General features: G+C 61.5%; 9 protein-coding genes and 2 riboswitches. Of the genes, 5 read left to right on the plus strand and 4 right to left on the minus strand.

Translation table 11 applies throughout. The features are described 5' to 3' along the window. Nucleotide 1: 1 nt before the first annotated feature. Nucleotides 2–1,066, minus strand: coding sequence for a cobalamin biosynthesis protein CobW (gene cobW / locus ACYP2A_RS15590; protein WP_459746315.1), 1,065 nt, complete (start codon nucleotides 1,064–1,066; stop codon nucleotides 2–4). 94 nt (nucleotides 1,067–1,160) lie between these two features. After that, nucleotides 1,161–1,355, minus strand: a riboswitch (cobalamin riboswitch). A gap of 56 nt (nucleotides 1,356–1,411) precedes the next feature. Next, nucleotides 1,412–1,630, plus strand: a riboswitch (cobalamin riboswitch). 92 nt (nucleotides 1,631–1,722) lie between these two features. On the opposite strand from cobW, the gene ACYP2A_RS15595 reads away from it, so the two are divergent. From ACYP2A_RS15595 to cobM, 4 genes are read left to right on the plus strand one after another with little or no spacing between them, the layout of a single operon-like run. Beyond that, complete coding sequence (locus ACYP2A_RS15595; protein WP_459746316.1) at nucleotides 1,723–1,908, plus strand: CbtB domain-containing protein; 186 nt, start codon at nucleotides 1,723–1,725, stop codon at nucleotides 1,906–1,908. A gap of 11 nt (nucleotides 1,909–1,919) precedes the next feature. Next, nucleotides 1,920–2,621 carry a CbtA family protein gene (locus tag ACYP2A_RS15600; protein WP_459746319.1) on the plus strand — a complete coding sequence of 234 codons (702 nt, stop codon included), beginning with the start codon at nucleotides 1,920–1,922 and terminating at the stop codon, nucleotides 2,619–2,621. Continuing rightward, entirely contained in the window at nucleotides 2,605–3,030 is a 426-nt protein-coding gene (locus ACYP2A_RS15605) for a cobalamin biosynthesis protein (RefSeq protein ID WP_459746322.1), read from the plus strand. Before ACYP2A_RS15600 ends, ACYP2A_RS15605 begins: the two co-directional genes overlap by 17 nt. Before the next feature lie 33 nt (nucleotides 3,031–3,063). Continuing rightward, nucleotides 3,064–3,810: a precorrin-4 C(11)-methyltransferase gene (cobM, locus tag ACYP2A_RS15610; protein WP_459746324.1), complete on the plus strand. Its 747-nt coding sequence runs from the start codon at nucleotides 3,064–3,066 to the stop codon at nucleotides 3,808–3,810. A 32-nt stretch (nucleotides 3,811–3,842) separates the two neighbouring features. Here the strand turns inward: cobM and nfuA are convergent, their stop codons facing one another. The 3 genes from nfuA to ACYP2A_RS15625 form a co-directional block, all read right to left on the minus strand. Then, a complete protein-coding gene (gene nfuA / locus ACYP2A_RS15615) occupies nucleotides 3,843–4,436 on the minus strand; it encodes a Fe-S biogenesis protein NfuA (RefSeq protein WP_459746328.1) in 594 nt (197 codons plus the stop codon). Between the two features lie 69 nt (nucleotides 4,437–4,505). Beyond that, nucleotides 4,506–5,528 carry an acyltransferase family protein gene (locus ACYP2A_RS15620; RefSeq protein ID WP_459746330.1) on the minus strand — a complete coding sequence of 341 codons (1,023 nt, stop codon included), beginning with the start codon at nucleotides 5,526–5,528 and terminating at the stop codon, nucleotides 4,506–4,508. A 176-nt stretch (nucleotides 5,529–5,704) separates the two neighbouring features. Next, nucleotides 5,705–7,996: a fatty acid cis/trans isomerase gene (locus tag ACYP2A_RS15625; RefSeq protein ID WP_459746333.1), complete on the minus strand. Its 2,292-nt coding sequence runs from the start codon at nucleotides 7,994–7,996 to the stop codon at nucleotides 5,705–5,707. Between the two features lie 156 nt (nucleotides 7,997–8,152). Here ACYP2A_RS15625 and metH point away from each other — a divergent pair, with 156 nt between their 5' ends. Then, nucleotides 8,153–11,872: a methionine synthase gene (gene metH / locus ACYP2A_RS15630; protein WP_459746335.1), complete on the plus strand. Its 3,720-nt coding sequence runs from the start codon at nucleotides 8,153–8,155 to the stop codon at nucleotides 11,870–11,872. Nucleotides 11,873–12,226 lie beyond the last annotated feature (354 nt).

The raw sequence follows: 12,226 nt of genomic DNA on the forward strand, positions 1-12,226 counted from the left end.
ATCAGCCAGCCAGTGCCGCGTGCAGGCGCGCTTCGAGTACCGCTGCGTCCAGTTCCTGACCGATCAGCACCAGTTGCGTGGCGCGTTCTTCATCGGCGCGCCAGGCGCGGTCGAAATGCTTGTCGAAACGGGTGCCCACGCCCTGCACCAGCAGGCGCATCGGTTTGCCGGGAATGGCCACGAAACCTTTGACGCGCAGGATGCCGTGCTCGACCACCAGTTGCGTCAGGGCCGCGAGCAGGCGTGCTTCGTCGGCTTCGGGCAGTTTGATCGAGATCGAGTCGAAGGCGTCGTGATCGTGATCGTCGTGATCGTCGCCTTCGTGGTGGTCATGGTGGGTCTTGCGCCCGTCGATGTGCAGCTCCGACTCGGCACCCAGGCCCAGCAACACGCTCAGCGGCAGGCGACCGTTGCTGGCTTCGATGACCTTGACCGCCGGCGGCAGTTCCTCGGCGACCTCGGCACGCACCGCCGCCAGGCCTTCGGCGTCGATCATGTCGGCTTTATTGAGGATCACCAGATCGGCGCTGGCCAACTGGTCGGCGAACAACTCGTGCAGCGGCGATTCGTGGTCCAGGTTCGGGTCCAGCTTACGCTGCGCGTCGACCTGATCAGGATAAGCGGCGAAGGTGCCGGCCTTGACCGCCGGGCTGTCGACCACGGTAATGACCGCGTCCACCGTGCAGGCGGTGCGGATTTCCGGCCATTGAAAGGCCTGGACCAGCGGCTTGGGCAGCGCCAGACCCGAGGTTTCAATGAGGATATGGTCCAGGTCGCCACGGCGCTCGACCAGCTCGCGCATGACCGGGAAGAATTCTTCCTGCACGGTGCAGCACAGGCAGCCGTTGGCCAGCTCGAAGATACGGCCGGTGGCTTCTTCTTCGGTGCAGCCGATGGTGCATTGCTTGAGGATTTCACCGTCGATGCCCAGTTCGCCGAACTCGTTGACGATCACCGCGATGCGCCGGCCTTCGGCGTTGTCGAGCATGTGCCGCAACAGCGTGGTTTTGCCCGAGCCCAGAAAGCCGGTGACGATGGTGACGGGAAGCTTGGCAAGCGTTTTCATTGGATGCCCTTTGGCAATGCGGCGGGCAAGCAGGACGACCACCGCGCGCGTTGCGCACAGTGCGAATCGCCACCGGATCACCCCGCCCGGTTGTAGTGAGAATTCGGTTGAGGCAGGTATCCTGGCTTGCGGCAGCTTTAAAAGCACTCGGCGCGCCTTCCCGCTTGCGCAGTGGCTGTGCGACGAACATGACCGCTTACAGTTGCGGGGGCAGCTACGGCTTGAACCGTATTCCCGTCTTAGCCCTGATGGGTTTACCGACCAGGGAACCTCAAGGGCGCAAGGCTACGCAGTGGCCGCAGACAGGTCAATGTCGAGATTGACGTTGGCCGTGCCTCATGATCTTCTACACAACTTGTTACGGGTGCCCTTCACAGGGTGAAACGGGAAACCGGTGCTGCGTCTGGCTGTTTCAAAGGCCTGCGTAAAGTCCGGTGCTGCCCCCGCAACGGTAAGCGAGCGAAGAGTCAATCCACTGTGCCATCTGGTATGGGAAGGCGATTCTTGGCAGATGCATGCGCATCCCTCGTGAGCCCGGAGACCGGCCCGCAATCGAATTCAGACACCCCGCGGTGGGCGGGCGCAGTCGATACTTGCCAGCGCTCGCTGGCGGGTGTCCGTGCGCTTGCCTGCCCCTGACCCAAGAGGCAAGCAGCATGTCGATCATCAGCAGCAGCCAGTCCGCCGCTACCCCTACTACCCTCAGCCAGCGCCTGACCGCCGCCATTGGCGCCGTTCTGCTTGGCTGCAGCCTGGTGTACTTCGCCGGCTTCTCGCACATCGACGCGGTGCACAATGCCGCCCACGATACCCGGCACAGCGCCGCCTTTCCTTGCCATTGAGACCTGAACCCATGTTCAAGCGAATTGTGCAGACAGCCGGTTTCAGCGGCCTGCTGGCGGCCCTGCTGTTGACCCTGGTACAAAGCCTGTGGCTGACACCGCTGATTCTTGAAGCAGAAACCTTCGAGCAAGCGCCTGCCGTGCAGGAGCACGCCCACGAGCCGGGCGCCGCCGCGCACGTGCATGAACACGACGAAGAAGCCTGGTCGCCGGAAGATGGCTGGCAGCGCCTGCTGTCGACCACCGGCGGCAACCTTGTCGTCGCGGTGGGTTTCGCCTTGATGCTGGCCGGGCTTTATACCCTGCGCGCCCCCGGCAGTGCGGTTCAGGGGCTGTTCTGGGGACTGGCCGGGTTTGCGGTATTCGTTCTGGCACCGACACTGGGGCTGCCACCGGAATTGCCGGGCACGGCAGCGGCCGATCTTGGCCAGCGCCAGACCTGGTGGATTTCTACCGCCGCCGCCACGGCCGCCGGCCTTGCGCTGATCGTCTTCGGTCGCGGCGCGCTGCTCAAGCTGCTGGGTGTTGCCTTGCTGGTGGTGCCGCACGTGATCGGCGCACCACAGCCAGAGCAACACGCCAGCCTGGCGCCCGAAGCGCTGGAGTCGCAGTTTATCGTCGCATCCCTGGTGACCAATGCGCTGTTCTGGGCAGCACTGGGTGCCATCAGCGCCTGGCTGTTCCGTCGCGGTCGGCATGTCGGGCACTACTGACAGGCCATTATTGGCCATTGGTCTGGGCTGCCAACAGGGCTGCCCGGCCGAGGTGCTGTTGGCGTTGATCGAGCGCAGCTTGCATGAGTACGGCCTGAAGACCAGCGCGATCAGTGCGCTGGCCTCTATCGACAGCAAATGCGACGAGCCGGGGTTGCGGCAACTGGCCGAGCAGCTTGACCTGCCGCTGGTGTTTTTCAGCGCGGCACAATTACAGGTGCATGAAGGCCAGTTGACCCATCGTTCGGCACTGGCATTCGAGCGCACCGGCTGTCATGGCGTGGCCGAAAGCACCGCTTTGGCCATGGCCAGTCAGTTGAGCGGTGCCCCTTCCCGGCTGCTGATCGAGTACCGGAAAAATCGCCAGGCGACATTGGCCTTGGCAATCAGCCCCTTCACGAGCGGATAATGCCGGCTTTGGTTCAAGCTTGCGGAGTGTGCATTGACTGTTTATTTCATCGGCGCCGGACCCGGCGATCCGGAACTGATCACCGTCAAGGGCCAGCGTCTGATCCGCCATTGCCCGGTCATTATTTATGCAGGCTCACTGGTGCCCATGGCGGTGCTGGAGGGCCATAACGCCCATCAAGTGGTCAACAGTGCCGAGTTGCACCTTGAGCAGATCGTCGCCTTGATGAAATCCGCTCATGCACAGGGCCAGGATGTCGCTCGCGTGCATTCCGGCGACCCGAGCCTGTACGGGGCCATCGGCGAGCAGATTCGTTGCCTGCGCGAACTGGATATTCCCTTTCAGATCATCCCCGGCGTGACCGCCACCGCTGCCTGCGCCGCGCTGCTGGAAAGCGAGCTGACCCTGCCCGACATTGCCCAGAGCGTGATCCTGACCCGTTTTGCCGACAGCACCGAAATGCCCACCGGCGAAGCACTCGGTGACCTGGCGCGGCATGGCACGACCATGGCGATTCATCTGGGGGTCAAGAATATCGGGCGGATTGTCGAAGAGTTACTGCCGCATTACGGCGCCGATTGCCCGATTGCCGTGGTGCATCGCGCCAGCTGGCCGGATCAGGATTGGGTGCTGGGGACGCTTGCGGATATCGAAGAAAAGGTAACCGCGAAGGGATTCAGGCGTACGGCATTGATTCTGGCTGGACGGGTTTTAGCGGCGGATAACTTTGCCGAGTCATCGCTGTACCGGGCGGGGCATGCGCATTTATACAGGCCGTGATCGACACGGCCTGTAGCAACGCTGCTGCTTACTTAGTAGTAAGCGTTTTCTTTCTGCGTATGGTCGGTAACGTCGCGTACGCCGTGCAGCTCGGGAATGCGCTCGAGCAGGGTGCGCTCGATGCCTTCCTTGAGTGTCACGTCCGCCTGGCCGCAGCCCTGGCAGCCGCCGCCGAATTGCAGGATGGCGATGTTCTGTGCGTCTTCCTCGACCACGTCGATCAGGCTGACCTGGCCGCCGTGGCTGGCCAGACCCGGATTGATCTCGGTTTGCAGGTAGTAATTGATGCGCTCGTTGACCGGGCTGTCAGCATTGACCGATGGCACCTTCGCATTGGGTGCCTTGATGGTCAGCTGGCCGCCCATGCGGTCGGTCGCGTAATCAACCACGGCGTCATCCAGAAACGCCTCGCTGAAACCGTCGATCCACGCCGTGAAGCGCGCCAGGCCAATGGCCTTGTCTTCGGGTTTTTCTTCGCCCGGCTTGCAGTAGGCAATGCAGGTCTCGGCATATTGAGTGCCGGGCTGGGTGATAAAAACACGGATGCCGATGCCCGGGGTGTTCTGCTTTTCCAGCAGATCGGCCAGGTAGTCGTGGGCAGCATCGGTAATAGTGATAGCGGTCATGAAATTTCCTCGCAGACGTGCTGGCAGTTTACGCCAAACAGTGGCATCGCACAAAACCCAGTATTTTTGTCAGGATAGTGCAGCCGACCGGCGCCCGCCCCTGCGTTCATCGAGCCAGGTTTTCATGCGCACGTACACGCCCTTCTCGATCCACTCATAACTGAGCCAGGCACCAATGCCGATCACCGGCACGCAGACGGCAAATACCAGGTACGGATCCAGGCCATAGCGCTGCGCCACCAACAGACCGCCGTAAAGCACCAGCACATGCAGCAGGTAGACCGAGTACGAGCAGTCGCCCAGCGTCTTGAGTAGCTTGCTGCCGCGAAACAGCGGCTCCAGCGAGACGCAGCACAACACGATCAACGCACTTGGCAGCCCCCAGTTCAGCAGGCGCTGGCTATTGTCCAGATGTTGAATCAGCACCAGCGCCGCAATGATACCGGCCAGTGGCAACCACACCGCCTGACGGATCCAGCCACGCTGGTACAACATGCCGATACCGATACCGAGCAGGAATTCATAGATGATGTCATTGCCGTAAAAGCGGCTGACCAGCCCCGAACGCGCCAGCACTTCGGTCACCACGAACAAGGCCGCCGCGACGATCAGCACCCGGTGCCGGCGCTCGAACAGGAACACCATCGAGAACAATACATAGAAGAGCATTTCATAGTTCAGCGTCCAGCCCACGTTGAGCGTCGGGTACAGCCCGTAGCCGCCGGGGTTTTCAGACGGGATAAACGCCAGCGACAGCAGGAAGTTCTGCCAGCCGATGACCTGGTGCGGTAACCACGGCGCGGCCCACAGCAACAACAGGCCCATGGCCAGGGTGTACAGCCAATACGCGGGGACGATGCGAAACAGTCGATAAGCAATGAAGCGCGAGGCCGGCATGTCGCGCTCGCAGGTGGACAGGTAAATCACCAGGCCGCTGATGACGAAGAAGATGTCGACGCCGACGGCGCCCTTGGACACGAAAAACTCACCGATCGGCCCACTGGCCTTGAAGTCGAAAAAGATCTGCATGAAGTGATGGCACACCACAACCCATGCTGCAATTGCCCGCAGGGCCTGAACCGAAATCAGCATTTCTGAACCTCTTTTTTGCGCGTCTCTCACTGATCGCCCGCACCGAAAATGGGCAAACACTCAGGACAAGGGACCGTAACAATTGGCAAAAGGTCAGCAAAAAAGTGCTTCGTTCAGGTTTTCAATAATGGCTGCAGGCCATATCCGACGTGGCCTGCAGCCCTGAGACCACTGTTTTAGAGGTTCTCGTAGCGGTTCATGTCCAGCACGCCAGCCTCATGTGGATCGCGCTCCTGAATGTACCGATTCAGGTCATGAAACCAGGTCCAGAACTGCGGATGGGTACGGCGAATGCCCCAGCGCTCGACGATTTTTTCAAAGCCCGGCTGGTCGCTGGCCTGTTGCATGGCCTCGACAAACGGCCCCACTTCACTGGCTGGAATATTGAACATGAAGTTGGGGTAGCTGCTCAGCACGCCCGGATAAATCGTCAGGTTGTCGAGCCGTGGCTGATAGCGATACGACTCGCCGAGCAAGAACGCGACATTGCTGTGCGCACGGTTGCGCAGCAGGCTGTAGATCTCGCGATGGCCGCTGCTGTCTTCGATGCGCAGCATGGTCGCTTCGGGCAACTGGTTGATGACCGGCAATTGCGCCGCAGGCCGGGCCGTCAGGCGGCTGAGCAGTTGTTCGGCATTGGCCAGTTGCTCAGGCAAACCGGGGCGTGAGCACTGGCCCTGGCAACGATTGAGCGGGTCGGGCGTGGCGTTCAACGCGCCGACGCGCTGCAACAATTGCCCGGCAAAGTCGCGCATCGGCCGGTGCTTATCGAGTTTCAGGTTGCTGGGCGTGTCGTCGTCGATGCTCTGGTAATCGAGCCACATTTTGATCTTGCCGGAATTCTCGTAAAGGCCGTCCAGCAGGTCTTCACGTCGATCAGCCGGCATCAGGCGCAGGAAGTTGATCTCGGCGCCATTGCGGATAAGATCGAAATACAAGCGTGTCTGCGCCTGATGGGCGACGTTGCCATACACATCGAAATTGACCACCAACTGGTAATAGGTGCGCTCCAGCAGCGGGTAATCAAACAGCCACATGGATGTCGGCACATCGCCAGTCAGGCCCTTGTTCACCGTGGCGCTGTCAAAGTGCCGGAAAACGGTCAGCAAAGCATTGTCGTTACCAGTCCACAGACTCGGCCAACCTGCCGGCGTGGCCTTGGCGTAGTGATCACGGCGCAGGTTTTCATAGGCATTGCGGCGTTCACGGTAGGACAGCCAGAGACTGAGGACACTGCCGACCTCGTCATTCTGCCCCGGCATGGCCAACAGCGGCGTGGCCTGGCCCTGATAGCGCGCATCGGACAGGTACAGGTCGCTGGACGGGTCCTGGAACAGCACCCAGAACTGGTCGCGAATCACGTCGGTGGCGATCTGACCACGGCACACCGGGCCGCGAATGAAGCTGCGCACGAAGTATTCGCCGTTGTCGAGCATGAACTGATAGCGCGCCCTGGCCGGAATGGCTTCAAAGGTCAGAAACGGATTGGCTCGATGCCCTGGGCCGTAGCCTGGCACGGCCTGGGTCTGCCAGTCGTTGCCATAGAACAGCTCGCGCACGCGCTGCAGTTTCTTCGGCCCCACCGGGTAGGTGATGTGGGTCTTGTGCACGATCACGCCCTGCACCGGCACCAGCCGGTAATAGAACTCACTGCGGCCCGGATCATCGTTGGGGCGCCGCGTGGCAATGATGTCGGCCGGCTGGCCGCTTGGCGTGCGCGAACGCACCCATTGAAAGAAATGGCCCGGCTCACCGCCTTCGAAATAGATGTGCGCCAGAAACAGATGCTCATAGAGCCAGCGGCCGACCAGCGCCTGATTGGCGCCGGGCAGGTTCAACTGAGCTTCCCACTCGGCAATTTGTGCCGCTTCCACACGACTGGGCTGTATCGGCTGCTGGTCCACCGGCGCGCCGGCCGCCAGCCAGCGTTGCAGGGTCTGGTACTCGGCCGCGCTGAGCCCGGTCACCGCCAGCGGCATGCCCTGGTTGGCGTGAGCCCCGGCGTAGGCGTTGAACTCTTCGGGCAGCGGGCAGATGTTCTCGCGGTTGAGGCCCAGCGCGATGTTCTCGGGCAGTTTGCTGTTGGGCGGCAGTTGCGTTTGCTGGCCCAGCTCCAGCATGCGCGTCAGCAGCGCAGCCTGGCCGCCACGCGGTTCGAGCACCGAGTAGAAGCCCTTGCGCTGCCAGGCCGACACGCCATTGGCATCATAGAAAAGGCGCGTCGGATCAACGGCCTGTGAGCGGTCGCCCTGATACACCGGCACCTTGTTGGCACCGCGCAGCAGCCCTTCGCCGCTGCCCAGGTTGAGCTGGCACGGGGCGTCGTTGCAGGCATGGCAGGCCACGCATTTTTCGGTAAGGATCGGCTGGATGTCGCGGGTGTAGGACACGGGTGCAGGCAGGTCACCGGCTTGAAGCGTGCAGCAGGATAAAAGCAAGGCAAGACCTGCTAACAGACGGTACGGCATATCCGGATTATTCCCCAAGGCAATTGGCCACGAGTTTAACGTGGTTATCGCGCGTCAACATGAGCGTTTTTCATGGAAAAGCCCAGGCAACGCTAAAAGTGTTGTGGTTTGTTATGATTTCGGCCTTTCTGTTCCAGCCTTTTCAAGGTAGCCCCAATGTCAGACCGCAGCGCCCGTCATCAAGCTTTGCTCAATGCTCTCCAACAGCGCATCCTGATTCTCGATGGCGGTATGGGCACCATGATCCAGAGCTATCGGCTCGAAGAAGAAGATTACCGTGGCACGCGCTTCGCCGACTGGCCCAGCGACGTCAAGGGTAACAACGACCTGCTGATTCTGACTCGCCCGGATGTGATTGGTGCCATTGAAAAGGCTTACCTGGATGCCGGCGCCGACATTCTCGAAACCAACACCTTTAACGCCACCAAGGTTTCCCAGGCCGACTACGGCATGGAAGCGCTGGTTTATGAGCTGAACGTCGAAGGCGCGCGCATCGCCCGTCAGGTGGCCGACGCCAAGACCCTTGAAACCCCGGACCGCCCGCGCTTTGTCGCCGGCGTCCTCGGCCCGACCAGCCGCACTTGCTCGATCTCGCCCGACGTCAACGACCCCGGCTACCGCAACGTCACCTTCGATGAGCTGGTCGAGAACTACATCGAGGCCACGCGCGGCCTGATCGAGGGCGGCGCCGACCTGATCCTGATCGAAACCATCTTCGACACCCTCAACGCCAAGGCGGCGATCTTTGCCGTGCAGCAGGTGTTCGAGGATGACGGTGTCGAACTGCCGATCATGATCAGCGGCACCATCACCGACGCCTCGGGCCGTACGCTGTCCGGGCAGACCACCGAAGCGTTCTGGAACTCGGTGCGCCACGCCAACCCGATCTCGGTCGGTCTGAACTGCGCGCTGGGCGCCAAGGACCTGCGTCCGTACCTTGAAGAGCTGTCGAACAAGGCCGGCACGCATGTCTCGGCGCACCCTAACGCCGGCCTGCCCAACGCCTTCGGCGAGTACGACGAAACGCCTGCACAAATGGCCGAAGTGGTCGAAGAATTCGCCGCCAGCGGTTTTCTGAACATTATCGGCGGTTGCTGCGGCAGCACGCCTGCGCACATCCAGGCGATTGCCGAAGCGGTGGCCAGGTATCAGCCGCGCCCTGTTCCGGACATCCCCAAGGCCTGCCGCCTGTCGGGCCTTGAGCCGTTCACGATCGATCGCAGCTCGTTGTTCGTCAACGTTGGCGAGCGCACCAACATCACCGGTTCCGCCAGATTCGCCCGCCTGATCCGCGAAGAGAACTACACCGAAGCCCTGGAAGTGGCCCTGCAACAGGTCGAAGCCGGCGCGCAGATCATCGACATCAACATGGACGAAGGGATGCTCGACTCCCAGGCGGCCATGGTGCGCTTCCTCAACCTGATTGCCGGCGAGCCGGACATCTCGCGCGTGCCGATCATGATCGACTCCTCGAAATGGGAAGTGATCGAAGCGGGCCTCAAATGCATCCAGGGCAAGGGCATCGTCAACTCGATCTCGATGAAAGAAGGCGTCGAGGCCTTCAAGCACCATGCGCGCCTGTGCAAGCGTTATGGCGCCGCCGTGGTGGTCATGGCCTTCGACGAGGTCGGCCAGGCCGACACCGCCGCGCGCAAGCGCGAAATCTGCCAGCGCAGCTATGACATTCTGGTCAACGAAGTGGGCTTCCCGGCGGAAGACATCATTTTCGACCCGAACATCTTCGCGGTGGCCACCGGTATCGAAGAGCACAACAACTATGCCGTGGACTTCATCGAAGCCTGCGCCTATATCCGCGACCACCTGCCGTATGCGCTGACCTCGGGCGGCGTGTCCAACGTGTCGTTCTCGTTCCGCGGCAACAACCCGGTGCGCGAAGCGATCCACTCGGTGTTCCTCTACCACGCGATCCAGAATGGCCTGACCATGGGCATCGTCAACGCCGGCCAGCTGGAGATCTACGACGAGATCCCGGCCAAGCTGCGCGAGAAGGTCGAAGACGTGGTGCTCAACCGCACCCCGGAAGGCACCGACGCCCTGCTTGCAATTGCCGACGAATACAAAGGCGACGGCAGTGTCAAGGAAGCCGAAACCGAAGAATGGCGCAGCTGGCCGGTCAACGAGCGCCTGGAACACGCGCTGGTCAAAGGCATCACCGCCTACATCGTCGAAGACACCGAGCTGTCGCGCCAGTCGTTCAGCCGCCCGATCGAGGTGATCGAAGGCCCGCTGATGTCCGGCATGAACCTGGTCGGTGACCTGTTCGGCTCGGGCAAAATGTTCCTGCCGCAGGTGGTCAAGTCGGCACGGGTGATGAAGCAGGCCGTCGCGCACCTGATTCCGTTCATCGAAGCCGAAAAAGGCGACAAGCCAGAAGCCAAGGGCAAGATTCTCATGGCCACGGTGAAGGGCGACGTGCATGACATTGGCAAGAACATTGTCGGCGTGGTGCTGGGCTGTAACGGCTATGACATTGTCGACCTGGGCGTGATGGTCCCGGCCGAGAAGATCCTGCAAGTGGCGCGCGAACAGAAGTGCGACATTATTGGACTGTCCGGTCTTATTACCCCGTCACTGGACGAAATGGTGCACGTGGCGCGTGAGATGCAGCGTCAGGATTTCCACCTGCCGTTGCTGATCGGCGGTGCCACCACCTCCAAGGCGCACACGGCGGTGAAGATCGAGCCGCGCTACAGCAATGACGCAGTGATCTACGTGACCGACGCCTCGCGTGCGGTCGGCGTGGCCACCCAGTTGCTGTCCAAAGAGCTCAAGCCCGCCTTCGTGGAGAAAACCCGCGAAGAATACGTACAGGTTCGTGAGCGTACCTCGGCACGCAGCTCGCGCACCGAGCGCCTGCCCTATGCCGCTGCCGTGGCCAACAAGCCGAAATTCGACTGGGCCAGCTACACCCCGGTCACACCGACCTTCACCGGCACCCGCGTGCTGGAGGACATCGACCTGAACGTGCTGGCCGAGTACATCGACTGGACGCCGTTCTTCATTTCCTGGGACCTGGCCGGCAAGTACCCGCGCATCCTGACCGACGAAGTGGTCGGCGAAGCGGCGACCGTGCTTTTCGACGATGCCAAGACCTTGCTGCGCAAACTGATCGACGAGAAGCTGATCCGCGCGCGCGCCGTGTTCGGCTTCTGGCCGGCCAGCCAGGTCGACGATGACGACCTGGAAGTCTACGGTGACGATGGCCAGCCTTTGGCGCGCCTGCACCACCTGCGCCAGCAGACCATCAAGCCCGACGGCAAGCCGAACCTGTCGCTGGCCGACTACATCGCGCCCAGGGACAGCGGCGTGACCGACCACATGGGTGGCTTCATCACCACCGCCGGCATCGGTGCCGAAGAAGTCGCCAAGGCCTATCAGGACAACGGCGACGACTACAACTCGATCATGGTCAAGGCGCTGGCCGACCGCCTGGCCGAGGCCTGCGCCGAGTGGCTGCACGAGCAGGTGCGTAAAGAGTATTGGGGCTACGCCAGCGATGAGCACCTGGACAACGAGGCGCTGATTCGCGAGCAATACAGCGGCATTCGTCCGGCGCCCGGCTACCCGGCCTGCCCGGACCACACCGAGAAAGGCACGCTGTTCACCCTGCTCGACCCGCTGCCGATCGACAGCGCCCCGATGACCGCTGGCCGCAGCGGCGTGTTCCTGACCGAGCACTACGCCATGTTCCCGGCGGCTTCGGTCAGCGGCTGGTATTTCGCCCACCCGCAGGCGCAGTATTTCGCCGTGGGCAAGGTCGACAAGGACCAGGTCGACAGCTACACCGCACGCAAGGACCAGCCGCTTAGCGTGACCGAACGCTGGCTGGCACCGATTCTGGGCTACGACGAGTAATACCGGTTTGATACATATCCGTAGGAGGCTTTAGCCGCGAATGGCTTCCCGGCTAAAGCGGATCATATAAGCGGGTATTCGCCGATATTTCGTCTGGCGACCGTAGGAGGGAGCTCTGCCGGAATGCCGGACCATCGCGATCGGCTGCGCAGCAGTCGTAGATTTGCAGCGTTTCATAGTTTTCTGTGAGTGCTTTGCACTCAATCGCGAGCAGAGCTCCCTCCTACAGTCTGATCTGCACCCCAAAAGTTGGACACCCATCTGACTTTCTGGGGTGTTTTCATGGGCAAGTACTCTACGCAGTTCAAAATCACAGCGGTCAAGGACTACATCGACGGCATCGATGGATTTCGC

Source organism: Pseudomonas sp. 3A(2025) (genome assembly GCF_054589175.1).